Raw genomic sequence first — 25,416 nt, 5'->3', positions numbered from 1 at the left:
TCGGGATGGGTGTTCGGTCACCCCCGGGAGCGTGATGCTTCAGGGGGCGCCCGAGAGCGGGGTAATCGGGGCAGAGGTGGCGCCGCTTGAGACGGCCGCGGTCGCCGGCACCACGACGGTGGTAGTCGATTGTCCGTCGAAGATCTGGAGCTGGATGTTGGCGCCAACGCGCTGAAACGAGACCTGAGAGCCGCCGAAGCTGTAGCTGCCGCTCTGCTGCGCGTTCTCGCCGAAGATCGCCTGGGTGATCTGGTTCGCCAGGGACGAATAGATCTGGGATTGCAGCTGCTGCGCGAAGATCTGGCCCGGGCTCTGCGTGGTCGAAGAGCTGATCGCGGACTGGATCTGCTGGAGGCGCTGGGCGCGGCGTTGCGCGTCGTTCTGCGCCGCCGCCTCGGCCTGGAGCCACGACCCGTTCAGCGGGCTTCCGCCAAAGGACGGGTTGACCGGCTGGTAGACGAGGCTGCCGGCCTGCGCCTGCGCTCCCGCGAGGAGAAAGGCTGCGAGCACCGCCGGCCGGAGCACACGAGAGTGACCCACGTCATTACCTCCGTGAAACCGTCAGGGGCGGGCCGTTGCCGATCCGCGTGATGCTGATGGCGCCCGTGTCGGCGGCCGATTGCTGCGTGGTGATGGCGTTGTTGCTGCCCACCACCGTGACCGCGGCCGAGGCGCGGCTGCCGTCCTGCTGAGTGCCGATGGTGTTGGAATTCCCCACGACGGAAACCGCCGACCGGTTGCCGTCGCCCATCTGCGTCTGCGTCACGGCGTTCTGTGCACCGATGACGTTCTGGATCGCGATGTTGGCCGAGCCCAGCTGGTCGATCGTCGACACGTTGCCGGAGCCGAGCTGGAGCGCCCGGGCTTGATTGGTGGCCGCCGACGACGAGGCGGCGGGATAACCGCTGGGGCTGAGCAGCGAGATACCGGACTGCGCGCCGAGGATGTAGTCGCTCTCCTGGATCCCAGTGCCGGGGTTGCCGCCCGTGGAACGTTGCGCCCGGACCTGCACCTGCTCGATCGACACGCGCTCCTGCGCGGCGGCGGAGCCGGCCGCGAAGGCAAGGACAAGGAGCGTCAGCGCCCGTCCCGTGGCCCGACGTTGATACAGGCGGCGCATGATCTCCCTCCCAAGCCTCGGACTAAGCCATAAACCAGTATTGTCGAAGACTGAATAGTCTCAGCAGGTGCCGGAGCCTTTATAGAGCGAGTCTGTGGTAGGAGGGTCACACGGCGATGGCGCGACCGTTGCAGGGTATCGCTGTGTTAAGGATTTTCCCCGAACGACAAGCTTAATGCTGGAAACAAGACCAGATGTTGGCGATCTTTTAGCCTTATCGGGACGTTTCGACCGGTTCCCGACATCAGAATTGGCGGCCCGGCCGGTTGCCTGGCGGCGCGATCAGATCCTGCGCCGCTGCTGTGGTGCGGATTTGCCGGGTCAGAGCCGGTCCTGGCCGTCCTGGCATTCCGCGGTGGCGGCGCCGGACGTGACGCGCAGGCGCGCCCTGTAGTTGGCGCCGGCCTCGACGCTGAAGGTCGTGTTTCCGACGACACTGGGCTCGGACGGCTGGGCGGTGAAGGCGCCGCCCTGGTTGATGACCGAGGTGCCGGAGGGCCCGGACTTCTCGATGCGCAATTGGTAGGTGCCGGGCCCCGGGGCGACGCTGAAGACCCGGCCCGAGATCGAGACCATTCCGCCGTTGACCTGCTGGGTCAGCTCGCAGCGCAGGGCGGGAGGATCGGTCGGTGCCGTGACCGGCATGCTGAAACCTCGTATCTGCGGTGACAGGTGAGGGCCGCGCTGGTCGGCGCGGCCCTCTTTGGTGATGGAACGCTGGCGTTACAGGACGCCGCAGCAAGTCTTAGCGCTGACGGACGGTCAACACGTTGCTGGTGCCAGCCTGAGCATAGACGGCGACGTTGCCGTTGTTGGTCTGGTTGACGGAAGCCTGGTTACCCGTGCCGCTCTGGAAGCCGATAATAGCGTTGAAGTTGCCGTTTTGGGCAAGCTCAGCCGTGTTGCCGGTGCCAGACTGCGTATTGGTGATGCCGTTGAAGTTGCCGATCTGAGACACGGTAGCCTGGTTGTTGGTACCAGACTGATAGTTGTACAGCAGGTTGCCAATGCCGGACTGCAGGGCAGCCTCAGTGGCCGTGTCAAAGGTGCCGGGAGCGGCACCGGGGCCGGTCAGCTTGTTGGTAACATCGCTCTGCCGCGAGAAGGCATAGTTGCCGCTGCCCTTCTGCTCGAGCCGAGCGACGGCGCCCGTGCTGCTGCTCGCCTGGAAGAGGTCAGCGCCATTGCCGTTTCCGCCGTGCTGGTACACGCCGATCTTGCCGCCGGTTCCAGCCTGCGAAATGCCGATCCGATTGTTGTCTCCGCTCGTCTGCCAAGTGAAGGCTTCGTTGTTCTTGCCGCTCTGGACGGCCGACACCTTATTGTTCTTGCCGCCAAGGGCCAGATTGCCAGAACCGAACGCGTAACCCTGCTGGTAGTAGGCGATGTTTCCAGTTTCCGTCTGAGACGCCGTGATCGAGCTGCCGTCCTGGTAGAGCTGAGCAGCGTACAGGTAGTTGAAGCCGTTGTTGGTGGCTGACTGAGTCAGATCGATCTTGCTGTTCTTCACATAGGTCTGATCGCCGAGGGCAAGGTTCCCACCGCCGGACTGAGTGATCTTGATCGAGCTGTCCTTGGCGCCGTTCTGAGTGGCCGTCGCATCCTGGAAGTTTTTGGTCTGCGTGACCGCGATCGTGCCGTTGTCGGTCTCAGCATTCTGGTAGGTGTCTGACTTGTTGTGGTCACCCGTCTGCGACACGGTCATCTTGCTGTTGCGCGTTCCGTTCCACTGCCGGCTGAGCGCAGTATTCTCGGTGCCGTCCTGCGTCACGGTCATGGTGTTCTTGAGGACGCCCTGCTGCTGCGAGGCATCGGTGACGATATTGCCGTTGCCGCCCTTCTGCGTCACGGTGATGGTGCTGTCCGTCACGCCGGCTTCCTGCCGAACCTGAGCTTTGTTGCCGTCAGTGTTCTGATTGAGGGTAATCTGCGAATTGTCGACACCGTTCCGCTGCAGGCTCTTCGCTTCGTTGCTGTTGCCCAGCTGATTGACGGTAGAGGCAGTCTTGTTGCTCGTGCTGCTCTGATCGACATACGCGGTGTTACCATATCCCGACTGCGTCGCCGACGCTGTGGTGTCCGTGGCGCTCTTCTGCGTGACCAGCACAGAATTCGCGATACCGCCGCTATTATTCGTCTGAGTGACGGTGATTGCGCTCCTGGACGAATCGGAGTCCTGGCCGGTCACGACCCGGTTTCTGTTGCCTTTCTGCGTGACCGTCTGGCTATTGGTTGAGCCGGACTGCTGCAGGTTGAAGACGTTGTCGCTGCCGGTCTGCGTCAGATCGATGAAGCTGCTCGAGGTCTTCTCGTCCTGCTTGATGAGGTTGGTGCCGTTTGAGGCACCGAACTGGCCCACCAGCGTGCCGCTCGATCCGGTCTGGCCGTTGTTGCCGCCGTTCTGCTGCAACTCGACGCGACCCTTAACGCCCTGCTGGGTGACATCGGCGGTGTTTCCCGAGCCGATCTGCTGACCCTGCTTCTGGTTGCCGAGCGAGTTTCCTGTGCCAGTCTGATTGACCTTCAGGACGTTGTCGCCGCTGCCGCCCTGCGTGAAGGGCCGGAAGAGCGAGCCGACCGAATTGCCGCCACCGGTGCCAGCAGTCACCGTCTCCGTCCCGGAGCCGTTGTCATTCTGGTTGACCGTGATCCGGTTCGTGTTGCCGGACTGATCCGTATAGGTCTTGTTGCCGCCCGCCGCGTAGGCGGAAGCCGTGAATGCGATGGCGGCGACGCCCATCGACAGCCCGATCAGGTGCTTATTCATCTGATACCCCTTTTCCTGAACCACTTTCTGGCGGGCGGCGCCGCTGTCTTGGGCGCTCAGTCTCATCCCGGGACATCCGTCTCGGCTGGACCTTGACCATTCAGTAACCGGAATTTTCAGTGTGTCCAGGCGCCTTATCAGCGAGTAGGTAGTTTTCGCTGGTAATTAACGACAACGATTGCAATAACGCCTCTCAAGATGGCGAGTACTACGTAGATCAATACTAGAGTTAATACTGAAACGGCAATGTCACCCGGCTGCATTGCAGCGGGTGTCTATTGAGGTCCTGGCTATCACTTGGAGCCGGCATGGCGGGTCGAGGCAGATCGCTGCCCTCGGCGCGCCTTAACACCCTGTTAACTGCCCAGCTTCGGTCTGTCCAGTAGAATTGGTAACGAAAAATTGATATCTGGCATAAACCAGCGGACTGGTTAATTCGGCGCAGAAAAATGAGGAACTAAAGCAATTGAGATCAAACCTTTAATCTACAAATAATCCGTGATAGTTCAGAAACCGATCTCAGACTATGATGTTATTCTGAAAAACATCGATCTTCATCGACGACTGGCACTCCGCTCCGGAGGAGACCTCTCTCAATCGCCGGAGTTTTCTCGGATAGCGGCTCCCGCAGCTCGGATGTTTCTTTTGGCGGAAGACGCCGAATTACGACAGTCAAAAATCTTGGCAGGCTCTCCCGGGATGTACAGTTTCAGACAATGGGATGTCGCATCCATCGCAGGCTTGGTGGTGACGGTGTCATCAAGCTTCAGGGCCTATCGACCACGGGCCGTATAATCTGCCCCGGTGCCCTGCCTGCGTCCGCAAACACAAGATTATAGCTTACGCGTGGGTCGTGGCCTGTGCCGGAGAAGCTAGCCGGGTCGGCCGGCGTCGGATGGACGACCTCGACCGCGAACGCCGTACCGTCAGATCTCTTCGAGAGTGCTGACCGCCGCCTTGAATGGCGCCGATTTCAGGCGATCGGACCTTCGTGGCGGCATCGCATACGCGATGATCGTCCCCATGCCGGAAAGCCCGCTCCGCGAGGTTGTTCACGGACGGCGAGCACGGCGGTCACAGATCGAAAGCGACGCACGCCAGGAGACAGGCCTCGTGGCATCCCATCGCCTCGACCCAGGAGCGGCGGGCTGCTTGTACCCGTGGCTTCGGAGAAAGCTGGCTACGCAGCCCTCCTCACTTCGTTCGCGACCATCAAGGCTCCGGCTCCACCGGCGAACCAGCATTCGATGCGGCAATTTCAACGATCGTCGCCGTGCCATTTTTGACACCCCGCAACATTTGTTCAGGCGATATGATGGATCGAGGGTGGTTCCAGCGCAGAAATGAAGGCTGTGCTAGCTGGCCGATACCAGTTCGGTCTGGGCGGTCCACTTTGTCGCCGGATGCCGGGGCTACAGTCGTAACCTAACCCGGTATCAACCAATCCAGAATATCGCAGGATCCAAGTCGTTCTTGCGGGCACGGACATGGGAGGACACGATGAGGCAGCGGGGCTCATCGCAGGGGCAAGCGGTGCTCGTTGCCGTGGCCGTCTGGTATGCGGGTGTTGCGACCGCCGGAGCGCAGCCGGCCGCCGCTGGGGGGCCATCGGCGGCGGCGCCCGCAGCTTCACAAGCGTCATCCGCGCCCACGGCAAACCCGCCGACGTCCGGCACATCGGGCTGTGACGCCAACTGCGTCCGAGCCAACAACGAGGTGGCTGGACAGCTCTGCGCGCCCAAAATCGAGGCGGAGGCACCAACCGACTACGAGTGGGTATCGCGTCCGTTCGCGAAGATCTTCCAACAAGCCGAGGCGCCGGAAGGCGCCGACGCGGTGGTCCGCTATCGTGGTGACTCGATCCGATTCCTCTCTCCGCAGAAGGAGTGGGTGCGCGTGACCTACGAGTGCGGGTTCGACGCCGCGAAGCGGTCGGTCAGCTACGTGCGGGTGCGGCTCGGTCGGCTCGACAGGCCGGAGGCGCCTGAGGGACAGGCGCGCACTCAGGCCCAGCCTGTGCCGCAGGCCCAGCAACAGGCGCGGGCCGCGCAGCAGCCCGCCCCAAAGCGGGTCCTGCCCTCCGAACCCAATGAGATCGAGATCCGGCAGGTCAAGCCCAGCCGCAAGCAGGCACAGCAACAATGACCGCACGACGCGACCGCACCGGCCTCGCCCGCGGGGCGGGCGCGCTGCTGCTTCTCTCACTCGCGTCCACCGCGGGGGCCCAGGTCACACCGATGAGTGTGAACGATTGCACCCTCCTCCCTGATCCGGGAGCGTTGCGCCGGTGCCTTGACCAAGCTGAGGGCCGTGTCGTCACGCCGCCGCCGCTGAATTCTGCGACTGGTCTCGACCAATCCAAACGTGCGGTCGAGGCCACGCGCCCGGTCGCCGAGCCAGCAACGCCGAGTCGCGTGGAGCCGAACTTTCTCACAGGGAAGGCGAGCCGCCCGATCGGGGTTCAGCCGAAGAATAAGAACGTGATCGATCTCGATTGATGTTCCTCGGACGCTCTCTCTGAGTTGAGCAGTACAAAATCGGGCATGATCGCCCTTCCGCGCCGTGCGCTGCTGTTCGAAGTCCGCTCAGCGGGGCTAAAGGGCGCCGTGGCTGCGCTGCTGGTGAATGGCACGAAGGCTTGCCTCGGCGTCGGAAGGTCGCGCGCCGCGGCTGTCTCGGACTTCGGCAGCAGCGAAACACATCCGACATCGACGCTCGGCTGTCGACGTGACCTGTGAAACGCCGCGTTCTGATGTTCACGCTTGCCTCACGGTTGTTGCTCCACCTTCCGTTATGTCGCTACCGCGACACACTCATCCGTTGCTCAGGTCAGAGCGGGCGCGACAGAAAGGAACATCGAGGGCGGATGGCAGCGCCTTGGGCTCCGTGTGCGAGTCCGAGAGATCGGCGATGCGATAGGAACTTCGAGCAAGCACCGTCACTTTGTCGGAGCCTCGAGGCTCAGTGCTGGCGAATGGTCAGGAGAGATCCGCTGCCAGTCTGCGCATAGCCGATGATCTGATTGACCCCGGATTGGACCAGTGTCACGGAGTTGTTAGCATCGTTCTGGTAGCCCACAATCGAATTGTGTGACCCGGACTGAACTAGGACGCCGAGATTGTTGCTGCCGCTCTGGGATACATTGATCTCGTTCTGAACGTCTCTCTGCGTCACGAGAAGCAAAGCCAAATCGACTTGAAGGGTTGCCGCCGGGTTGCCTGAAGCCGACCGCTCTGATCGGCCTGGTGCCTCAGAACCGCTCCGCTCGATGTCGAGCGGAGCGGCAGGTCCCGATTGAAAGTCAAACGAGCTCGTGTTCGCCCCCGATCTGAACCAAAACCGGTGATGCCCGCCGCTGATGGCGCGATCCTGTATCGCGCTACGCGGATTGCTCGTGAGATCGGGATCCAACTCGGGACTCGAAGCCTGTTCCTGACGGAGGTCAATCTGTGCACTCTTAGTCCTTTGATCTGCTGCAGAACTGTTCGCAGTCTGTGAGGCGACCAGGATGAACGCCAAAGCGATCGAACTCGCGCGCATTGCTACAGGTTGTGCAGGCAGAAACTGGATGCCCATCGTCTACAACACGCTACTCAGTGAGGATTTTCATCCTGATGGGACCACTAACGTTAAGGCGCCGTAAAAACGACTTTGAGGCGAGAGGCTTCTCTCACCCTGGTGCCACAAGCCTTTCTGCCCTTCGAAGCTGTTGCTGATTAATAACACCGTTTGCTAGGTACCTTTAAGAACGAAGATTCGGCTGTAGTTGCAATATTCGCAGGTAGAATAATGTCTTGTGGAAACTATGCAGCGGATATAGGTGTTTGTCAAAATTAATAGCCAATATATCCGGTTGATTGCAGCTTAGACAAAGGCGTCATTGCAGTGAATGCTTGGTCAACTAGTCAGCGTGGCAACCAGCATTTGGACGAATTCGTTGACCGTCACGGTGCCTATCAAGATCCTAAAACGACAGCGCCGGACAGCCCCGGCTCGTTCTGAGCCAGCAAAATCAGACCGACGACCGGCGTCATGGCGGCCTCACTGGCAACGATGTCGCCGACTTCCATGCAGCGTTCCATTTTTCGTCGAGGCTCTCCGCTGCGTTTACGGATTGCGGTTCGACCCGCGATTTTCCCTGCAAGTCCATGTCGGTCGACATGTTCGGGTCGAATGGGCTCACAATGGCGGCGCGCTCCGGGGGCATGGATCGATCGCAATCGGTGAGCCTGCCCAATCGAGCGACAGCGGATTGATACAGGTCCCTGGAGCAAGTTCGGCCGCTACTGCTTAAGTAGAATGGTCCAACGAGCTCGAGAATTGCGCTGCATGTCGCTCAAGGCCCTGGTCTTATAGGCTGAAATCGGATGGCCGTGGGTCCTCTGATATGTTTAGTCGTGAAAGTTCTGGCAATTCAGATTAGCGGCCTGAAATCAATCTTGACACCAGCTGACGTCCTGTCTAAAAGCCTAACGCTCTCAATTTAAAATATCCATGTATAGGAATTGATTGATTGAAGTAATCCTGTTTGCAAATGTGAAATAAGGATAGGGGTTAAAATAGATTTCCTGACCGACGCTGATGCAAAGGGTCTGACTAAGGAATGTGGTTGCGTGCCGACATTGTTTAAACTAGTCCCTTATCTGTTTAACGTCTCCGGATTTTCCGATGATGTATGGATGTCTCGATGATTGATGTTTGTTGTGCGTCTTCATTCAGATAATACAGGCGACGGTAGATTTCTTTAATTTCAGTCATCAGGTCCAAGATAGCAAACGATGCTCAAATCGGGCTCCGAAAGACGTCAGAGATCATAAAGAGTTGTGCATGACTAGTCTTACCGGCCCTCGTATAGTGATTGCGGATGATCATCCAGTGGTTCTCGCGGGGCTGGTTGCGCTCCTTCGTCAGGTCAATAATCTGAACGTTGTGGCGGCCTGCTCAGAGGGGGAAACCGCTCTCAAGAAGATCCTCGAGTTGCAGCCCGACATCGCATGTCTTGACGTCCAGATGCCGAGATATACGGGCTTTGAGGTTGTAGAGGCCGCGCGCCAAGCAGGGTCTAAAACGAGCTTCATGTTTCTGACCGGTTCCGTATCGCGCGAGGAATTCGCAACTGCGTCAGAGTGTGGTGCAATTGCAATATTTCATAAGGACTCAGCCAGCGTTGAGCTTGTAGAATGGTTTGAAAATTTTGACTTGAAGCGCGATGGTCGCTCGCTGGAGTTAAGGGACGCGGAATTCAGTCCTCGAAGCCTGACAGCTCGCGAACGCGAGATCGCAATGCTGGTTGCGCGCGGGTTGACAAACAAGCATATCGCTCGAGAGGCTGGTATCTCTGAAGGAACAGTGAAGATACATCTTTACAATATCTTCCAGAAGTTGGGCGTGGCGAACAGGACAGAACTCGCAAATTACGCAAACGTGCGCAGTGTTGTCGGACTGGAGGAACACCGCTTCTGACTAAGAGCGCCTAACAGAACCGTTTGATCTGCTTGAGGGTGATGAGGCTCGCGGCCAGGGTTGTGAAGGCCTCGTAGATGTCGCCGCGCCGCTCGTAGCGGATGGGCAGGCGGCGGAAGCGGTTGAACCAGGCATGGGTCCGCTCGACGACCCAGCGGTGACGCCCGAGCCTCTCGCTGCTCTCGATGCCTTTGCGCGCGATCCGCGGCACGATCCCGCGCGCCCGGCACTCCCGGCGTCGTGCTTTGGCATCATAGGCCTTGTCCGCGTGCAACTTGTCCGGACGATGCCGCGGGCGTCCGCGCCGCCCGTTGCGCAGGGGCGGGATGGCGTCGAGGGTCTGGGCCATCATCACGCTGTCGTGTCGGTTGGCGCCGCTCAGGCAGAAGCCGAGCGGCGTGCCGCGCGCGTCGGTGACGAGGTGGCGCTTCGTGCCCGGCTTGCCCCGATCCGTCGGGTTCGGGCCCGTGGCAGAGCCCCTTTTTTGGCCGGGACAGACGCACTGTCCAGGCTCGCGCGGCCCCAATCGATCTCGCCCGCCGCGTGCAGGCGCTCCAGCAGGATCTGATGCAGCCGCGCCCAGACGCCTGCCGCCTGCCAGTCGCGCAGGCGGCGCCAGCAACTCATCCCGCAGCCGCAGCCCATCTCGGCGGGTAGCATCTCCCAGGGCAGGCCAGAGCGCAGCACGAACAGGATGCCGGTCAGCGCCGCACGGTTCTCGAGCGGGCGCCGCCCGCCCTTCGGACGCGGCCGGGGCGGCGGAAGAAGCGGGGCGATCTCAGTCCACAGATCGTTGGGAAGAAGGGGGCGAGCCATCCCAGCCAACGCCCGACCACACGATCCGTGCCCGTTCTGTTAGGCGCTCTTAACCTGCGATCTTGCGCCGGTGCACCGTCGCCGGTCAGATTCGAGGCATGACAGAGACTGTTCCGCAGACCTCACAATACGTCATCACCGCCCACGCGCAGCGGGGCTTCATCCAGCAGACCCGCGCCCGCGCGGCCAGCGCGATCGTCCTTGCCCGACGATGGCTGGATGCGGGCTACAACGACGTCGAGGTTCTCGACCCCTCGGGCCGCCAGCTGAACGCGGAGCGCTACAGGAACGCCATCCTGAGCAGCGGCAAGCTCTTCCGCTAGCCCCTGCGCTCGGTCCCTCGGGGGGCCGTCGGTCACGCGATCGCGGCCCGGGGTCGCGGCCCGCGCACCAGCAGGCGCCGGAGACGGAGGGCGGGCCTCTCGATGTAGTCCCAGGAGAGGGACGCGAAGGATCCGGTCAGGACCAGCACCAGCGGGAAGATCACCGCGTAGGCGAGCCCCTTCGAGACGCCGCCGAGGTGCGGGATCAGGACCGCGACGGTGGCCTGCGTCAGCGGGAAGCCGTACAGGTAGATCCCGTAGGAGAGGTCCTTCTTCACCACCCGGTCGAACCAGGCGAAGCCCTGCATGCCGACATACACCATGCAGTAGGTGAGCAGCATGCCGCTGACGACCCCGAGGACGTCACCGAGCATCAGGACGTAGTACAACGTCCCGCAGGCCAGGAAGAGCGGGAAGCTGACGATCACGCGCCGCGCGTTCAGGAACATCGCCGCACCGAAGAAGAACATCAGCACGATGTACCACGTGGCGAAGTGCGTGTTGTCGTGCCGCACCGTGAAGCGGGCCGGATCGTACAGGCCGAGGCCCAGCGCCACCGCGGAAATCCCGGCGACCGCCAGGGTGAAGCGCGCCGGCGTCGCCAGCACGCCGCTCAGCATCAGTCCGAGCATGATCAGGTAGCACCAGAACTCGGGCGGCAGCGTCCAGAGGTTGGCGTTGACGATCGAGGGCCACGGGTTGTTCTGGAAGACGCCCGGCAGTTCGAGGGCGACGTGGCCGACGATGTTGCCGAAATAGTTCAGCAGCATCGGGTCCGCGAAGTACTGGTTGAGCGGCAGGGTCGTGAAGAACGGGCCGAGCACGAGCGCCGAGAGCGTCACCTCGACGGTGAGGGCCGGCACGATGCGCAGGCACCGGTTGGCCAGGAACGGGCCGACCCTGCCGGTCCTCAGCGCGCTGCCGGCGATCAGGAAGCCGCTCAGGGCGAAGAACAGGCCGACAAGGGCGAACAGGCCCGGCTGCAGGAATCCGCCCAGGACCTTGCCGTGGCCCAGGGCCGTCGTCACGCCCGCGGCGGCGCCGTTCTCCAGGGCGGCCTGAGCCGGGCTGGCGCCCCCGATGACCGCGACGCGGCAATGGTGCGCGAGGATCGCGACGGAGAGGGCGTGGCGGAGGAAGTGAAATCCCGGCCCGATCCCGCCATGGGCCGCCAGGATCTCGGCCAGATTGTCAGAGCCGCCGGGCGGCTTCTTCGCCCGGTCCCCGCCCCCCGGACGAAGCCCTTTGACGCGGCCGGCGGATCGATCCGAGCAAGGGCATGGCAATCAACTCATCGTCCGCGGACGCAGCCATTCAGGACCGCGAATGTCATCGAGCCGGTCGAGAATAATAATCGCTCCTAATTCTATCAATTAAATGAGATGATTAAGGTTTACATGGACCCTGCGCCGCACCTCGCGCAGCCGTTCATCACTGGATAGAGGCCCGCGTGCCGAGACAGCGGGCTGCTTCAGGCGGCGAATTCCAGGACGGTGAGGCGGTCGGACACGCGGATCTCGCCGGTTCCGCCGTCGAGGGCGACCGGCTCGGCCCGGACGTCACCCTCATCGTCGAACCGGTGCGCGACGACCGCGTTCCGTCCGACTCCGTCCTCGAGCCGCAGGCGGCGCTCGACGGGGGCTCGCGCCGTCCGGGTCGCCGGATCCCAGCCGGGAACGCCGAGCCAGAGCGGCAGCAGGACCACGCCGTCGCCGCGCCGGAAGGCGGCGCCCTGAACGTCCTGATGGTCGCCCGCCGTGGTGATGCGGAACGGGGCCGCCCGCGCGACCGGCGGGCTTCGTCCCGCCGCGCGCGGGCCCGAGAACAGGGCGATGAGACGCTTGACGGCCCGGTAGGTCGCGGTCTGCCCGCCGTCATGGGTCAGAAGCCCGAAGGCGGATTCGGGATCGGCATCGCCGCGGCCGAAGCTCGACCGGAGCTCGTAGAGATAGGTCCGCCGCATGCCGGCGAGATACGCGAAGAGCAGCAGGCGCGGCATGTAGCGCGCCCGGATCGGCTCCGCGACCGGCAGATGGGCCGACGCGGTCGCCAGCGCCGTGTGGTAGCCCGTCTCGGTGATGATGCTGTCGACCGCGCCGCAAACCGGCATCATCGCCTCGCGGAAGCCGCCGAGGCGCCCCGGCCCCCGGGTTTCGGGGTGCTCCATGCCCGGATAGGGGTGCAGGTTCGATCGCTCCGTGAACCCCGCCAGGGGCCTCGCGAGGGCGATGTTGCCCTGAATGTAGCTGGGCGAGGCCACCGCGATCCGGGATCCGGGCAGGTCCCGGCGGACGGTCTCGTGAAGCGCGCGCTGATGCAGCCACGACAGGGTCGGGTTGCGGACCGGGTCGGCGAGGAGCGCGGGCTCGTTGCCGCCCTCGACGATGTCGATCGCGCCCCCGCAGAGGTCGTGGATCCGCGGCAGCGCCGACGGAGGCGTCGTGACGTACTGGTCGCTCGGGTCGTTGCACACCACCGAGAACCGGCGGCCCATCCGCGTCAGGTCGCGCATGCGCCCGTACAGGACGTCGGTGATGCCGGGCGCCGGGCTGTAGACGCCCTGCCGGATCTGCATGATCGCGAGATCCTCGATCGCCGGAAGGATCGAGCTCTCGAAATACCGGTCGTAGACGGTGCCTTTCTGGGCCAGATGCACGTTGACGCCGATGCGGCCGACGAAGTCGTCGGCCTGCCACGGCATGGCGTCGTGTCGGCGACGCAGATCGGGCGTCTTCGGCTGACTGGCCGACAGGGTCGCCGACAGGCCGGTCGCCGTCGCGGCGGCCGTGGCGGCCAGGGCTTTCAGGACCGAGCGGCGATCGCGATGCATGTGTCCCGTCACCATGCCGGCCGCCCCGCGCGGACGGACGTCTCCCTGACCGCCGGCCGGGCCGCGCTCGACGAGCCGACACCGGTGCTTGCGCGGCGAGGTGAGCCGATCCGCGCCGAGCCGGAGGCCGGTCTGTGTCGCGTCGCGCGGCTGCGCGCAGAGCGGAGACTGTCACACACCGAAGGCCTTCCCCAAACCGCAGCGCCGGCCGTGCCGCATTGGTCGAAGGGCAGCGGCCGGCACGTCGGACAGCACGGGGCGGGCCAAGCGGACGAGGCCCCGTCCGTGCCGGATCGGGACAGCGCCGGGACAGCGGCTCGCGGATGATCACAGTCGCGCGAGAATCGGGCGATCCATGAGGCGATGCAGGACCCGGCGCCGGCCACGGCCACGCCTGCGGCAAAATCGGCAGCCCCTTGATTCCGATGCGCACCGCCAGATGTCGCGGGCAGCTTCAGGCCCGGCGGGAAGTGCTCCCGAAAGTGTGAGGCCGCCTGCAGCGTCCCGCCGTCGTCGGCGACCGGTGCAGGGAAAGAGGCCGGCGACGCCATCGGCCGCACGACATCGGTTTCGCGCCCGGGGGAACTTCGATGAACGAGATGACGATCGACAAGACCAACACGACGACTTTCGAGATGGAGGGCCGGTGCCCGTTCGGCGGCGACCGGATCGGCGGCGCCTTCGGCGGCCGGCCGGCGCTGGAGAACTGGTATCCCCATCGCCTTCGGGTCGAACTCCTCCACCAGAACGGGCTGGCGGCCGATCCCCTGGGACCGGACTTCGACTACGCCGCCGCGTTCACCGCGATCGATCTCGACGCCCTCAAGGGCGACATCAAGCAGTTCCTGACCTCGTCGGTCGACTGGTGGCCGTCCGACTACGGCAATTACGGGCCCCAGATGATCCGCATGGCCTGGCACTCGGCCGGCACCTACCGCATCGCCGACGGGCGCGGGGGCGCCGGCACCGGCATGCAGCGCTTCGCGCCGATCTCGAGCTGGTGGGACAACGGCAACACCGACAAGTCGCGCCGCCTCCTGCAGCCGATCAAGCACAAGTACGGCAATGCCCTGTCGTGGGCCGACCTGATGGTGCTCACCGGCAATTGCGCCCTGGAGATCATGGGCCTGCCGACCTACGGCTTCGCCGGCGGGCGGCTCGACGCCTGGGAGGCGGACAACGCCACCTATTGGGGCCCCGAGGTCGTCGACATGGGCACGGTGTCGAGCTTCGACGAGATGGTGAACCGCGACAAGCGCTGGCGGGCCAAGAACGGCGACGCCGACTACGACCTGGAAAACCCGCTGGCAGCCTCCCATCAGTCGCTCATCTACGTGAACCCCGAGGGGCCCTACGCCAGCGGCGATCCGATGGCGTCCGCGCGCGACATCCGGGTCACCTTCACCCGCATGGCGATGAACGACGAGGAGACGGTGGCGCTGATCGCGGGCGGCCACGCCTTCGGCAAGAGCCACGGCATGGTGCCCGCCAAGGAGATCGGTCCGCCGCCCGAGATGGCGCCGATGGAGGCGATGGGGCTGGGCTGGCACAATCCGAAGGGCACCGGCGCCGGCAAGGACACGATGACCAACGGCATCGAGGGCAGCTGGACCCCCGACCCGACGCAATGGGACAACGCCTACCTGGAGAACCTCTTCAAGTTCGAGTGGGAGCAGACCAAGAGCCCCGCCGGCGCCCTGCAATGGACGCCCAAGGACCCGAACGCGCCGCGGACCCCCGACGCCCATGTCGCGGGCCAGACGCATCCGCTGATGATGATGACCTCGGACATCGCCCTCAAGGTCGACCCGGCGTACCGCAAGGTCTGCGAGAAGTTCCTCGGCGACTTCGACGCCTTCACCCAGGCCTTCTCCAAGGCATGGTACAAGCTCACCCACCGCGACATGGGGCCGAAGCACCGCTATCTCGGCCCGGAGGTCACGATCGAGGACGGTCTCCTGTGGCAGGACCCGATCCCCGACGCGGCCTACGCGCCGGTGGGCGAGCCTGAGATCGCCGCGCTGAAGCAGGCGATCACGGCGACGGGGCTGTCGGTCTCCGATCTCGCCTTCACGGCCTTCTCGGCGGCCTCGACCTACCGCGACAGCGACAAGCGCGGCGGCGCCAATGGCGGCCGGCTGGCCCTCGCCCCGCAGAAGGACTGGACCGTCAACCGCCGCGCCGCGCCGGTGGTCGAGGCCCTGCGCGGCGTGATGGCCGCGTTCAACGGTGGCCGCAGCGACGGGAAGAAGGTGTCGCTCGCCGACCTGATCGTGCTGGGCGGCTGCGTCGCCGTGGAGAAGGCCGCCGCCGATGCCGGCACCGCCGTCGCGGTTCCGTTCACCCCCGGCCGCGTCGACACCACGCAGGAGCTGACCGACATCGAGATGTTCGAGTGGCTGAAGCCGGTGGCCGACGGCTTCCGCAACTACGTCGATGACGGGTTCGGGCAGATGACCCGCAGCGTCTCGCCGGAGGAGCTTTTCCTCGACAAGGCGAACCTGATGACGCTGACCGCGCCGGAATGGGCCGTCCTCACCGGGGGCCTGCGCGTGCTGAACGCCAACCACGACGGCTCGGAGCACGGGGTCTTCACCGACCGCGTCGGGGTGCTGACGACGGACTTCTTCCGTACGGTCACCGACATCGACCTCGTCTGGGAGAAGGCCGATCCGGAGGCGATGACCTTCGTCCTGAAGGACCGCGCCACCGGCCAGCCGCGCCGCGCGGCGACGCGCAGCGACCTCGTCTTCGGGTCGAACGCGCAGCTGCGGTCGGTCGCCGACGCCTATGCCGGCAGCGATGGACAGGCGCGGTTCGTGGCGGACTTCGTCCGGGTCTGGGACAAGGTCATGATGCTCGACCGCTTCGACGTGAGGGGCCACCGGCGCTACGCACCCATGGCCGCCTGATCGACGCGGCGGTCCCGACGACTGCGACGGGGATCCAAGTCCCCACCCTCATCCTGAGGTGCCGGAGCGCAGGGCGGGCCTCGAAGGAGCCTTCCGGGGACCGCCGCGACGCCCGGAGACCTCCTGTGAGGCTGCTGCGCAGCACCTCAGGTCGAGGAGAGTGGAGGTCGAACAGGCTCTCAGTCCAGCGCGGCCACGCGGACGGGGCGCGGATCGCGCGGCGCCGCATGCGCCGGGTGTCCGCAGGCGCGCGAGTGCCGCTTGCCCGCATCGGGGCAGGGTGGAATGCCGGCCGGGTCAGACCAGGGCGCCGGGCGGGCCGCCGATCAGCGACTTGCCCGCGCGGGTCACGAGCTTCGCGAACGCCAGGGCGGCGGCCGAGGCCTGGGTCTCGGACGGGAAGGTCCGGTCCGATTCGAGGACCGTCAGGTGCGTCGCATCGAGCAGCACCCAGGTCCAGAAGTGTCTACCGGTGGTGCGGATCTCGAAGTGCATGGCGGGCTCGCGGCGTGGGACATGCGTCCACCATGCATGAGGAAAAAGCTCGACGTGTTAATGGCTTGGCGAATGCAACAACCTGTGTTGACGGCGGGCCCCGCCATCCCCGCTATCCGCGCTGTTCACAGGCTGCCGTATCGCCGCCCCGCGGGCGGAGTCCGCGTCACCCCCAGGCACGCCGGTTGAACAGGAGCACGTCCCGCTCGAAGACTTCAACGACCTGGAAATCGGGCAGCAGATCCAGAATTCCCTGCAATCCAATCGCGTTCTCGTAGATCTCGCGATCGGAGAACTCGGTATAGAAATATTTGGTGGTTCGCAGCGTCTGCATCCCACCCAGGATCAGATCCTCCTCGGCCCCCTGCACGTCGGCCCAGATGAAATCGATGTCCTTGACCCTGGTCTCGGCACACCACGCGTCGAGGGTGGTGACCTCCACGTCGATTCTCTTGTCGAAGGAGATCCAGGGGAAGAGCGCGAGATGCTCCTTCGGGGCGCGCAGGGATCCGGATTGGTCCCACTCCTCGATCTGGCCCGTCTCGCGGTCGATCACGCCGGCGCCGAGATCCTGCCCGGAACTCTGGTGGAAGGTTGCCGTCCCGACGCTGCGCCCCAGGGCTTTCTCGGTCAGGTGGATCCGCGGACTGAGATTACGCGCCCGCATTTTCTTGATGGCGCGGGGATCCGGCTCGAAGGCGAAGATCTGACCATAGGGGAGCCATTTGGAAAAATTATCGCTCATATCCCCGTTATTGGTTCCAATGTCGAGGATTGTAGCATTTGAACGATCGATAAGGCGAATGATGTCGGCTTGTTCCAGTCCTTCACGCGGCATGCAAGTACGATCCCATTCCGTTCCGACCGTTCGCGCTGCGCGGTGCGATTGATCCGGCGGCGCCGGGGAAACTTTGACCCATAATTCTTTCGGTACGCAACGGTATCGATACCGATACTGCAGTCGAAGCCGCCCACAAATCGGAACTACCGGACCTTATGTCCGCGGAGCCGCCGCCGCTTCCGCATTGTGCCCCGGTCACCAAAGCGGGGCTCGCGCGTTGTCCCTGTCGTCAGATTCCGTCCGGAGCGTCCCATGCTCGCCCGATCCGTCCTGGTGTTCGTCCTCCTCACGTCGGGCGCGCAGGCCGCCTTCGACGACCTGAAGGGCTATCTGGCCTCCTGTCTGCGGTTCGAGATGAGCGGCGCCCCCGCGCAGCGGAGCCTGCCCCTGTCGGCCCGGGTCCGCGACGCGCTGGACCGGTGCGCGGACGACGTCGCGCGCCTCGAGCGGGCCGATGGCCGGCGGCTGCGCGGCGATGGCGGCATCAGCCCGTCGACCAAGGCGGTGATCCAGAGCGTCGTAGGACACAGCGGAAGCGGCATCGCCAACGTCCGGTACTGAGCGACTCGAACGATGCCGACGGCTCTGCGTCTTCGCGAGCGAGGCCGAAGCGTAACGCGCGGTCGCCGCCCGGATCGCGCCGGAGCCCGCCCGTCGCCGGACTCAGCCGTGACGCCCGTGCGTCGGCCGCACCGGCTTCCGCGACGGCACGTCGGCGCGTCTGCGGGCGGCGCGGACGCGTTCGATATCGGCCACGCCGATCGGCCGCGGCGGCTCCTCGCGGGTGAACGGCATGCGCGAGTGCATGTCGCCGTAATAGTCCGCCCCGCCCATCCCGAAGCTGCCCGCGACGACGGGACCGTCCATGCGCGCTTCCCCGGCGGAAGCGGCCGTGGCGACGCAGGCGAGGCAGAGGGCGGCGAAGATCGAGCGCATGCGTGACCCAGGCATCGGAGCTTCGCCCCGAGTAAGGCAGACCCGGTAACGATATCGTAAGCGCCCGGACGACCGGCCGCCCGGGGATCAGCGGTCCGGCAAGGCCGCGCCGGCGAGCAGCTGGACGAGTTCGGCCTGCCGCGCCGTACCGGTCTTGGACATCACGGCCTTGAGCTGCGAGCGCACGGTCGCCGACGACGTGCCGAACGCCGCCGAGAGATCCGCGACCGTGCTGCCGGCCGCGATGCCGCGGGCGACGCGTGCCTCCGCGGCCGTGAGATCGAACAGGCCCTCGAGCACCGACAGGCCAGGCACGTGCCGGGCCACCAGGGGCGTGAATACGGCGATCGCCTCGGCCGCCGCGAACAGGTCGGCGGCGGCACCCCGGATCGGCAGCAGGTGCAGGATGGTGGGCGGCCGCCCGTCGCGCGCGGCCAGGGGAATGGAGCGCGGCCCGGCACTCGCCGCGACCGGAAGCTCGGCCAGGGCGCGCGCGAGCAGCCGGTCCGCCGCCGGATCGACCAGAGCCAGGCGCGCGCCGTCGAGGATCTGATTGCGCAGGAGTTCCTCGCAGCTTCGGTTCATCGCCAGCGTGCGGCCGCGACGCCCCAGGATGGCCGCCGGCAACCCGACGGCTTCGAGCGCCTCGGCCGCCGCGCGGACCGTCCGCAGGTGCAGGCGCGCCGACATGGTGGCGGCGCGCGCGAGGTGCGGACGCACGCCGTCGAGGCGCGCCACCGCGTCCCGCGGGATCGGCCCGCGCGCGAGGGCGCGCTCCACGTCGAAGATCACTTGGTCGCCCGTGGGAACCGTGACGACGCTGGCGGCACCCATGCCGAAGCCGCGCGGATTGAAGAACTCGCGGAACACGGGCTCGCGTGCGAACTCCTCCGGCGTGTAGACGTCGAGGTCGGTGACGAATCCGGCATGGCGCTTGGCGAGCAGCCGCGCGGTGCGATCCGTGCGCGTCAGCCAGCCGTCCGCGATATAGGCGTCGACGCTCTCGGCGAAATCCGCAGTGGCGACGAAGCGGAAGCCGTCGAGGTCGGACGTGAAGAGCACGCCCGCATCCGCCCCGCCGAACCGGGCCAGGTCGGCGAGAACGGCCGGCCAGAACTCCGGCAGCACGGCGGCCTCGTAGATCCGATCCACGAGGTCGGCGGGCGGATCAGCCATGGTCGCGAAGTCCGTGCCGGGTCACGCGCGATTTTGCCGATGCAGGTCCCGGCCGATGCGCCCTCGCGTTTGGTTGCCTGCGGTCGACATCGCCGTCCTGATCGTCCCGGATCAGGTTCTAGGATCGATTTTTCACGAAGCAACTGAACGGGCTCTGATCGACCGGGACTTCCACAATCCATCGCGGTCCCGGTGGGGCGCCGCACCGTCGCGGCGATTGCCGGAACCGTCCCGGTCGTCCGCAGCCCGATACGAGACCGATCAGACCATCAGTCTCCTGAGCCACTCCGTCGCAACGCGGATTAAACTCTCGTCTGATCCGTTTACCGCGCCCCGACAAGTCGATGACAATAGCACCGGGCGCCCGGATGGAATGTCTCCCGGTCAACACGCCGAAAAATCGGACCCGGTCAGCTTCCCGATCTTAGTGTGACTTCGCGGACACATGATTCCCGGATGTTTCTGTTAGGTTCAGACCATACTGAGAAAGCGGGGGAGATACTTCCACATGAATAAGTCTCTGGCCACGTTGGCCACGTTCGCCGCCATGACGGCTGCCGCGTCGGCCGCCGACCTGCCGCGCCGGGCCGCGCCGCCGCCGGTGTTCACGCCGGTCCCGGTCTTCACCTGGACGGGCGCGTATTTCGGCATCAACGCGGGCTACGCCTACACCGAGGCGGACACGATCCGGACGGGTGCGGGTCCGGACGATGACCTTGCCGGACGCCTACCAGGACCACGACAGCCCGGAGAAGATGTACGCGCAGGCGGGGCTCGACGCCGCCACCATCGTCAGGACCGCGCTCGATACGTTGCCGGCGGAGGCCGGCAAGACCGAGCAGGCCAGCAACGTGGTGAGCGTGCGCCGCCGCCCGCGCTGAAATCGGGTCGATCGGACGGCGCAGTAATCCCCTCTCCCCCCGCACCGGGAGAGGGGGCCCCACGGCCCGGCCGGCAAAGCCCTAGCCCAGCGCCTGCTCCACCGCCTTGCCGCAGGCTTGCGTGTCGGCATTGCCGCCGAGGTCGCGGGTGCGCAGCGTCCGCTCGGACAGCACCCGCTCGATCCCGCCGACGATCTCGGCCGCCGCCGCGTGCTCCCCGAGATGCTCCAGCATCATCGCCCCCGACCAGATCTGGCCGATCGGGTTGGCGATGCCCTGGCCGGCGATGTCGGGCGCCGAGCCGTGGACCGGCTCGAACACGGAAGGGTGCACCCGCTCCGGGTTGATGTTGCCGGACGGCGCGATGCCGATCGTGCCGGTGCAGGCGGGCCCGAGATCCGACAGGATGTCGCCGAACAGGTTCGAGGCCACCACCACGTCGAACCGGTCCGGGTTGAGCACGAAGTGCGCCGTCAGGATGTCGATGTGGTACTGGTCCCACGACACGTCCGGATAGCCCGCGGCCACCGCCCGCACCCGCTCGTCCCAGTAGGGCATGGTGATCGAGATGCCGTTCGACTTCGTGGCCGAGGTCAGGTGCTTCTTCGGGCGCTTCTGGGCCAGATCGAAGGCGAACTTCAGGATCCGATCGGTCCCGTGACGGGTCATGATCGTCTCCTGCAGGGCGAATTCCCGCTCGGTGCCGGCGAACATCCGCCCGCCCGCGTTCGAGTACTCACCCTCGGTGTTCTCGCGGACCACCCAGAAGTCGATGTCGCCCGGCTTGCGGTCGGCCAGCGGGCACTTCACCCCCGGCATCAGCCGCACCGGGCGCAGGTTGGCATACTGGTCGAATTCCCGACGGAACAGGATCAGCGAGCCCCACAGGGAGATGTGGTCGGGCACGCGCTCGGGCATGCCGACGGCGCCGAAGTAGATCGCGTCGTGGGTCTCGATCCGCGACTTCCAGTCCTCCGGCATCATCCGGCCGTGCTGCTCGTAGTAGTCGCAGCTCGCGAAATCGAACCAGTCGAGCTGGAGCGCGAAGCCGTGCCGCTTGGCCGCCTGCTCCAGCACGCGCACGCCCTCGGGCACCACCTCCTTGCCGATGCCGTCGCCCGGGATCACCGCGATGCGATAGCGGCGGGACTGGCGGGTGTCTTGGCCGGGCATGGATCCTCCACGGGTTTCGGCGTTTGGGTCTCACAGACCCCGGGTTGCAGCCGCCAGGGTGATTGGTGCTGGCCCGTATCCGGTCAACACCCCGGCCTGACAATCAGTCGCTTTCCCCCGCCATGGCCCGGCGCTGGCGGTCGAGCTCGTCGCTGTAGCGCTTGAGGGTGTGGCTCTCGGTGAGCAGGCCCAGCACCTTGCGGGTCTCCGGCCCGTCGACCACGGCGAGCGCCTCGCTCTCGGTGCGGTCGAAGGCGGCCGCGGCGTCCTTGGCGTTCATGCCCGGCGTGAGGAAGGCGTCGGCGTGGAGCAGGAGGTCGGCCAGCACCGGCTGCGCGGCGGCCGCGGCGTCCCGCGCGGCCGCGTGCGCCTCGGGCACGTTCACGATCCCCGCGTAGCGCCCGCGTCCGTCGACGGCGATCACCCACGAGGGCGAGCCGAGGGGATGGGCCCGCAGGAAGGTGGGCAGCGGCGTGTCGAGGGCCACCGTGCCGGGATCCCGGCGCATCAGCCGGCCCACGGTGAGCGAGCGGATCCAGCCGACATCGTGGGGACTGCGGATGCTCTCGCCGCGCAGGTGGAAGCGCCATGTGGCGAAGGAGTAGCCGAAAGTCTTGCGCACGGTGAGCGAGGACGCGATCACCGCCGCCAGCACGACCCCGGTGATCGGCAGGCTGCCGGTAACCTCGAGCGCCAGGAACGTCATGGTCAGCGGGCCGCCGATGACGGCCACCGCCAGCGCGCTCATGCCGATCACCGCATAGGCGAGCGGGGTGAGGCCGAAATCCGCCAGGGGCGGCACCAGCACCGGCGCCAGGGCCGCGAACAGCTTGCCGGCGATGGCGCCGAGGAACAGCGAGGCGAAGAACAGGCCGCCGCGGAACCCGGAGCCGATCGAGATCGCCGAGGCCGTCGCCTTGGCGGCGAACAGCCCGGCGAGCACCGCGATCCCGTGGCCCTGCCCCTCGGCCGCGAAGTGCATGTGCAGCGCGCCGTGTCCGCCCGAGAGCACCTGCGGCGTCGCCAGCAGCGCCAGCGCGCCGACGCACAACCCCCGAAGGCCGGCGCGGCCGCCCGCGGCACCCCCGAGGCCTGGACCAGCCGCTCCACCAGGGTCACGCCTCGCATGATCAGGACGCCCAGCGCCGCGCAGAACAGCCCGAGGGCGAGGCTCGGCAGGATCTCCATGCTGGTGACGTGGGAGGTCGTGACCGCCTGCATGTCGCCAAGATCGACGAGCGGCTGCGCCTCGATCAGCGACCGCGAGACGAGGTTGCCGCAGAGCGCCGCCACGACCACCGGCGTCAGCGTGGCGATGGAGTAGGTGCCGATGATCAACTCGAAGGCGTAGAAGGCGCCGGCCAGCGGCGCGCCGAAGCCCGCCGCGATGGCACCGGCGGCGCCGCACCCCACCAGGGTCCGCAGGTCGCTCCGCCGCACCTCGAAGGCAATTCCGAGCCTCGAGGCGAGGCCGGCGGCGATCTGCGTGTAGCCGGCTTCCAGCCCCACCGAGGCGCCGCACCCGTTCGAGATGACGTTCTGAAGGGCGAGGTAGACGCTGTCGCGCAGGGACATTCGCCCGCCGTGCAGGGCGTTCGCCTCGATCGGGTCGATGGCGGGACGCTTGCGGGGACCGCGCACGTACTGCATCACGACGATCAACGTCCCCAGCAGCGCGCCGCCGAGGCAGGGGCCGACGAGCAGGAGCGCCGGCGTCACCGTATCGGCCGCGCTGAGGCGCAGGCCCTGGGGCAGAAGGAAGAGCAGCTCGCGCAGGCTCTGGGTCACCCAGCTCATGGCGGAGACGGCCGCCCCGGCGATGCAGCCCACCAGGGTGGCGAGCGCCACGAGTCCGCCCTCGCTCCGGCGGACGAGGCTGCGCAGGCGTCCCGGAGCCTGGACGATCCCGGCACCGGTCCAGCGCCGACGGGTGCGCCCGCCCGAACCGGCCGCCTTCCGGCCCGGCGCGTCCGCTGGCCTCCCGGCGGAGCTCTGCCCCTGCTCCGCCGCCGCTGGCTGTCGCGCGCTCACGGTCGGTTCCTCGCCCTCCGGTCCCGCCCCTGCACTTAGGGTCCGATTGCCTGCTGCGTCCACCGGCCCTGCATCCCGGCGCACAGATCGCCTTGAAAACCGCCGCGGCCCACGATACACCGCCCGCCAGTGCCGCCGTAGCTCAGTTGGTTAGAGCACCAGATTGTGGATCTGGGGGTCCCCCGTTCGAGCCGGGGCGGTGGTACCATCGATTTCGCTCGATAGCGCAAGGGGTTGGCGGATCGCCGACCCCTTTTTTCGTGTTCGGAACCCGGGCCCGGTCCGACAGGCCGGCTCGGAGGATGAGTCTCTCCTCGCCCGCCTATGGCGGAGGAAGCCCACACCGGGGAGGACCGGAGATGGTCCGCCCGAGCAGCCGGTCGCGCGCATCCGCGAACCAGTCCCTGTCAGGATTCAGATGACGAGGCCGGGATCTCGCCCGAACGAATGCTATACAATCGCCAAATTTGGCTGCTCACCTTCGGCAAGCCTGAGTTCGATTACGCGCATGAACTGAAATTGCTATGAACAGCACGACCCATCACAATCAGCTCCAGACCGTCAGCGCCTTGGCGGCCACGCTGGCCGACCGGATGCTGATGGAGCGCCTGACACGCGGGACGCTCCCCCTGGCGAATGCCAGCCGCCTCTGGACCGCCTCGCTCCTGCTCGAAGAACATCAGCATCCCATTCCCCGCATCGTGGTTGATGTCCTGGACGAGGTTCGGCACTGCGAGCCGGAGGACGAGACGCACGCCCCGGTCGCGGAAGCCGCGCTGGACGTGACCGTCCCGGCGCGGAGGCCGGTATCCACCCCGCCCAAGGGACGGCTGGTGCGGATGCTGCGGCCGTTCCGGCGGTCGGCCACGGCCTGAGACCGTCCGGAGAGGCCGAACTCCATCCGTAGCTCCATCCTCCCTGACGTGGCCTTGACGCGCCCGTGACGCGGCTCTGCCGGCCATGCCGATCCGCTGTTTCCCCCGCGCGTCAGGAACGCTAAGACCGTCGCCGATCGCGGCGGCGTCTTCCGTCCGCGGCCGGGCTCCCGGGACACGTGAGATGAGCATCCCTGAACGGCGCGTCCGAACCCTGTTCGACGAGGCGGCCATCGCCAAGCGCAACGACGAGTTGGCCCAGGAGATCCTGGCCGCGCGGCCGGAGAACCTCTTGGTCGTCGCGGTGCTCAAGGGCAGCTTCATGTTCGCCGCCGACCTGCTCCGGGCGCTGCACCGGGTCGGGCTGTCGCCGCAGGTCGAGTTCGTGCACCTGTCGAGCTATCGCACCGGGACGGTTTCCACCGGGCAGGTGGAGATCCTGCGCGACGTGCAGAGCGAGGTGCGCGGCCGGGACGTCCTGCTCGTGGACGACATCTTGGAATCCGGGCGGACCGTCGTTTTCGCCAAGGACCTGCTGATGGCGCGGGGCGCCCGGCGGGTGCTGACCTCCGTGCTTCTGGAGAAGCCCGGCAAGCGCGCCGTGACGATCGACGCGGACTTCGTCGGCTTCATCTGCCCCGACGTCTTCGTCGTCGGCTACGGGATGGATGCGGCCCACGCCTTTCGCCAGCTGCCCTTCGTGGGCGTCGTGGACTACGGCAGCGGCGATCCGGACCTGTTCGATCCGTGATAGAAGCGCCGTGCAGCGCGGCATTT

Annotated in this window: 22 protein-coding genes, 1 tRNA gene and 2 pseudogenes; 10 read left to right on the top strand and 15 right to left on the bottom strand. The window is 65.9% G+C overall.

What is annotated here, in order from left to right:
* Window positions 1-39: 39 nt before the first annotated feature.
* From MMSR116_RS19075 to MMSR116_RS19060, 4 genes are all read right to left on the bottom strand, one after another.
* A complete protein-coding gene (locus MMSR116_RS19075) occupies window positions 40-540 on the bottom strand; it encodes a curli assembly protein CsgF (protein ID WP_010686961.1) in 501 nt (166 codons plus the stop codon).
* A gap of 4 nt (window positions 541-544) precedes the next feature.
* Entirely contained in the window at window positions 545-1,120 is a 576-nt protein-coding gene (locus MMSR116_RS19070) for a hypothetical protein (RefSeq protein ID WP_010686962.1), read from the bottom strand.
* A 321-nt stretch (window positions 1,121-1,441) separates the two neighbouring features.
* A complete protein-coding gene (csgH, locus tag MMSR116_RS19065) occupies window positions 1,442-1,765 on the bottom strand; it encodes a curli-like amyloid fiber formation chaperone CsgH (protein WP_010686963.1) in 324 nt (107 codons plus the stop codon).
* Window positions 1,766-1,865: 100 nt separating this feature from the next.
* Window positions 1,866-3,953, bottom strand: coding sequence for a beta strand repeat-containing protein (locus MMSR116_RS19060; protein ID WP_010686964.1), 2,088 nt, complete (start codon window positions 3,951-3,953; stop codon window positions 1,866-1,868).
* Window positions 3,954-5,603: 1,650 nt separating this feature from the next.
* Between MMSR116_RS19060 and MMSR116_RS19055 the strand changes: the two genes are divergently transcribed.
* Together MMSR116_RS19055 and MMSR116_RS19050 are read left to right on the top strand one after the other, a co-directional pair.
* The gene (locus MMSR116_RS19055) at window positions 5,604-6,032 is read left to right on the top strand and encodes a hypothetical protein (protein WP_010686966.1); all 429 of its coding nucleotides are present in this window, start codon (window positions 5,604-5,606) and stop codon (window positions 6,030-6,032) included.
* A 398-nt stretch (window positions 6,033-6,430) separates the two neighbouring features.
* Window positions 6,431-6,625 (top strand): hypothetical protein, encoded by a 195-nt coding sequence (locus tag MMSR116_RS19050; RefSeq protein ID WP_158169068.1) that lies wholly within the window; start codon window positions 6,431-6,433, stop codon window positions 6,623-6,625.
* Window positions 6,626-6,848: 223 nt separating this feature from the next.
* On the opposite strand, the gene MMSR116_RS19045 is transcribed toward MMSR116_RS19050, so the two are convergent.
* Entirely contained in the window at window positions 6,849-7,463 is a 615-nt protein-coding gene (locus MMSR116_RS19045; RefSeq protein WP_010686968.1) for a curlin repeat-containing protein, read from the bottom strand.
* A 1,251-nt stretch (window positions 7,464-8,714) separates the two neighbouring features.
* Here MMSR116_RS19045 and MMSR116_RS19040 point away from each other — a divergent pair.
* Window positions 8,715-9,350, top strand: coding sequence for a response regulator transcription factor (locus MMSR116_RS19040; RefSeq protein ID WP_010686969.1), 636 nt, complete (start codon window positions 8,715-8,717; stop codon window positions 9,348-9,350).
* Window positions 9,351-9,360: 10 nt separating this feature from the next.
* On the opposite strand, the gene MMSR116_RS19035 is transcribed toward MMSR116_RS19040, so the two are convergent.
* A protein-coding gene (locus MMSR116_RS19035) for an IS5 family transposase (RefSeq protein WP_085988008.1) occupies window positions 9,361-10,166 on the bottom strand; the annotation gives its coding sequence in 2 pieces (ribosomal slippage) (window positions 9,361-9,836 and window positions 9,836-10,166; 807 coding nt in all).
* A 98-nt stretch (window positions 10,167-10,264) separates the two neighbouring features.
* Between MMSR116_RS19035 and MMSR116_RS19030 the strand changes: the two genes are divergently transcribed.
* Window positions 10,265-10,489 carry a hypothetical protein gene (locus MMSR116_RS19030; protein WP_010686970.1) on the top strand — a complete coding sequence of 75 codons (225 nt, stop codon included), beginning with the start codon at window positions 10,265-10,267 and terminating at the stop codon, window positions 10,487-10,489.
* 32 nt (window positions 10,490-10,521) lie between these two features.
* Here the strand turns inward: MMSR116_RS19030 and MMSR116_RS19025 are convergent, their stop codons facing one another.
* Together MMSR116_RS19025 and MMSR116_RS19020 are read right to left on the bottom strand one after the other, a co-directional pair.
* The gene (locus MMSR116_RS19025; protein WP_158169067.1) at window positions 10,522-11,775 is read right to left on the bottom strand and encodes an acyltransferase family protein; all 1,254 of its coding nucleotides are present in this window, start codon (window positions 11,773-11,775) and stop codon (window positions 10,522-10,524) included.
* A gap of 185 nt (window positions 11,776-11,960) precedes the next feature.
* Window positions 11,961-13,319, bottom strand: a complete 1,359-nt coding sequence (locus tag MMSR116_RS19020; protein ID WP_158169066.1) for a hypothetical protein — start codon at window positions 13,317-13,319, stop codon at window positions 11,961-11,963.
* A gap of 590 nt (window positions 13,320-13,909) precedes the next feature.
* Between MMSR116_RS19020 and katG the strand changes: the two genes are divergently transcribed.
* The gene (katG, locus tag MMSR116_RS19015; protein ID WP_010686972.1) at window positions 13,910-16,231 is read left to right on the top strand and encodes a catalase/peroxidase HPI; all 2,322 of its coding nucleotides are present in this window, start codon (window positions 13,910-13,912) and stop codon (window positions 16,229-16,231) included.
* Window positions 16,232-16,528: 297 nt separating this feature from the next.
* On the opposite strand, the gene MMSR116_RS19010 is transcribed toward katG, so the two are convergent.
* Both MMSR116_RS19010 and MMSR116_RS19005 read right to left on the bottom strand, forming a co-directional pair.
* Window positions 16,529-16,726, bottom strand: coding sequence for a hypothetical protein (locus MMSR116_RS19010; RefSeq protein ID WP_010686973.1), 198 nt, complete (start codon window positions 16,724-16,726; stop codon window positions 16,529-16,531).
* Between the two features lie 166 nt (window positions 16,727-16,892).
* Window positions 16,893-17,564 (bottom strand): FkbM family methyltransferase, encoded by a 672-nt coding sequence (locus MMSR116_RS19005; protein WP_010686974.1) that lies wholly within the window; start codon window positions 17,562-17,564, stop codon window positions 16,893-16,895.
* Window positions 17,565-17,819: 255 nt separating this feature from the next.
* Here MMSR116_RS19005 and MMSR116_RS19000 point away from each other — a divergent pair, with 255 nt between their 5' ends.
* Entirely contained in the window at window positions 17,820-18,128 is a 309-nt protein-coding gene (locus MMSR116_RS19000) for a hypothetical protein (RefSeq protein WP_010686975.1), read from the top strand.
* A gap of 102 nt (window positions 18,129-18,230) precedes the next feature.
* Here the strand turns inward: MMSR116_RS19000 and MMSR116_RS18995 are convergent, their stop codons facing one another.
* From MMSR116_RS18995 to MMSR116_RS32565, 3 genes are all read right to left on the bottom strand, one after another.
* A complete protein-coding gene (locus MMSR116_RS18995) occupies window positions 18,231-18,518 on the bottom strand; it encodes a hypothetical protein (protein ID WP_244625491.1) in 288 nt (95 codons plus the stop codon).
* Window positions 18,519-18,590: 72 nt separating this feature from the next.
* Window positions 18,591-19,679: a helix-turn-helix transcriptional regulator gene (locus tag MMSR116_RS18990; RefSeq protein WP_010686977.1), complete on the bottom strand. Its 1,089-nt coding sequence runs from the start codon at window positions 19,677-19,679 to the stop codon at window positions 18,591-18,593.
* 471 nt (window positions 19,680-20,150) lie between these two features.
* Entirely contained in the window at window positions 20,151-20,330 is a 180-nt protein-coding gene (locus MMSR116_RS32565) for a hypothetical protein (RefSeq protein ID WP_158169065.1), read from the bottom strand.
* A gap of 35 nt (window positions 20,331-20,365) precedes the next feature.
* On the opposite strand from MMSR116_RS32565, the pseudogene MMSR116_RS18980 reads away from it, so the two are divergent.
* Window positions 20,366-20,560: pseudogene (locus tag MMSR116_RS18980) on the top strand (hypothetical protein); the annotation flags it as partial.
* A gap of 81 nt (window positions 20,561-20,641) precedes the next feature.
* Here MMSR116_RS18980 and MMSR116_RS18975 read toward each other — a convergent pair.
* Both MMSR116_RS18975 and MMSR116_RS18970 read right to left on the bottom strand, forming a co-directional pair.
* Window positions 20,642-21,733, bottom strand: coding sequence for a tartrate dehydrogenase (locus MMSR116_RS18975; RefSeq protein ID WP_010687319.1), 1,092 nt, complete (start codon window positions 21,731-21,733; stop codon window positions 20,642-20,644).
* 103 nt (window positions 21,734-21,836) lie between these two features.
* A pseudogene (locus MMSR116_RS18970) lies at window positions 21,837-23,764 on the bottom strand (chloride channel protein).
* Between the two features lie 131 nt (window positions 23,765-23,895).
* On the opposite strand from MMSR116_RS18970, the gene MMSR116_RS18965 reads away from it, so the two are divergent.
* From MMSR116_RS18965 to hpt, 3 genes are all read left to right on the top strand, one after another.
* A tRNA-His gene (locus MMSR116_RS18965) sits at window positions 23,896-23,972 on the top strand.
* A 316-nt stretch (window positions 23,973-24,288) separates the two neighbouring features.
* Complete coding sequence (locus MMSR116_RS18960) at window positions 24,289-24,639, top strand: hypothetical protein (protein ID WP_039894879.1); 351 nt, start codon at window positions 24,289-24,291, stop codon at window positions 24,637-24,639.
* Between the two features lie 184 nt (window positions 24,640-24,823).
* A complete protein-coding gene (gene hpt, locus MMSR116_RS18955; RefSeq protein ID WP_010687321.1) occupies window positions 24,824-25,390 on the top strand; it encodes a hypoxanthine phosphoribosyltransferase in 567 nt (188 codons plus the stop codon).
* Window positions 25,391-25,416 lie beyond the last annotated feature (26 nt).

Source organism: Methylobacterium mesophilicum SR1.6/6, assembly GCF_000364445.2.
GTDB lineage: Bacteria > Pseudomonadota > Alphaproteobacteria > Rhizobiales > Beijerinckiaceae > Methylobacterium > Methylobacterium mesophilicum_A.
This window is presented reverse-complemented; position numbering and strand designations above follow the sequence as displayed.

What these genes read in the sequence shown, in the direction of transcription:
- MMSR116_RS19005 (WP_010686974.1), bottom strand. Translation starts at nt 17,564, where the DNA reads ATGCCGCGTGAAGGACTGGAACAAGCCGACATCATTCGCCTTATCGAT.
- MMSR116_RS19070 (WP_010686962.1), bottom strand. Translation starts at nt 1,120, where the DNA reads ATGCGCCGCCTGTATCAACGTCGGGCCACGGGACGGGCGCTGACGCTC.
- MMSR116_RS19000 (WP_010686975.1), top strand. Translation starts at nt 17,820, where the DNA reads ATGCTCGCCCGATCCGTCCTGGTGTTCGTCCTCCTCACGTCGGGCGCG.
- MMSR116_RS19060 (WP_010686964.1), bottom strand. Translation starts at nt 3,953, where the DNA reads ATGAGACTGAGCGCCCAAGACAGCGGCGCCGCCCGCCAGAAAGTGGTT.
- MMSR116_RS18975 (WP_010687319.1), bottom strand. Translation starts at nt 21,733, where the DNA reads ATGCCCGGCCAAGACACCCGCCAGTCCCGCCGCTATCGCATCGCGGTG.
- MMSR116_RS19040 (WP_010686969.1), top strand. Translation starts at nt 8,715, where the DNA reads ATGACTAGTCTTACCGGCCCTCGTATAGTGATTGCGGATGATCATCCA.
- MMSR116_RS32565 (WP_158169065.1), bottom strand. Translation starts at nt 20,330, where the DNA reads ATGCCGAAATACGCGCCCGTCCAGGTGAAGACCGGGACCGGCGTGAAC.
- MMSR116_RS19050 (WP_158169068.1), top strand. Translation starts at nt 6,431, where the DNA reads ATGATCGCCCTTCCGCGCCGTGCGCTGCTGTTCGAAGTCCGCTCAGCG.
- MMSR116_RS19045 (WP_010686968.1), bottom strand. Translation starts at nt 7,463, where the DNA reads ATGGGCATCCAGTTTCTGCCTGCACAACCTGTAGCAATGCGCGCGAGT.
- MMSR116_RS19030 (WP_010686970.1), top strand. Translation starts at nt 10,265, where the DNA reads ATGACAGAGACTGTTCCGCAGACCTCACAATACGTCATCACCGCCCAC.
- MMSR116_RS18995 (WP_244625491.1), bottom strand. Translation starts at nt 18,518, where the DNA reads ATGCCTGGGTCACGCATGCGCTCGATCTTCGCCGCCCTCTGCCTCGCC.
- csgH (WP_010686963.1), bottom strand. Translation starts at nt 1,765, where the DNA reads ATGCCGGTCACGGCACCGACCGATCCTCCCGCCCTGCGCTGCGAGCTG.
- MMSR116_RS18960 (WP_039894879.1), top strand. Translation starts at nt 24,289, where the DNA reads ATGAACAGCACGACCCATCACAATCAGCTCCAGACCGTCAGCGCCTTG.
- MMSR116_RS19010 (WP_010686973.1), bottom strand. Translation starts at nt 16,726, where the DNA reads ATGCACTTCGAGATCCGCACCACCGGTAGACACTTCTGGACCTGGGTG.
- hpt (WP_010687321.1), top strand. Translation starts at nt 24,824, where the DNA reads ATGAGCATCCCTGAACGGCGCGTCCGAACCCTGTTCGACGAGGCGGCC.
- MMSR116_RS18990 (WP_010686977.1), bottom strand. Translation starts at nt 19,679, where the DNA reads ATGGCTGATCCGCCCGCCGACCTCGTGGATCGGATCTACGAGGCCGCC.
- katG (WP_010686972.1), top strand. Translation starts at nt 13,910, where the DNA reads ATGAACGAGATGACGATCGACAAGACCAACACGACGACTTTCGAGATG.
- MMSR116_RS19020 (WP_158169066.1), bottom strand. Translation starts at nt 13,319, where the DNA reads ATGCATCGCGATCGCCGCTCGGTCCTGAAAGCCCTGGCCGCCACGGCC.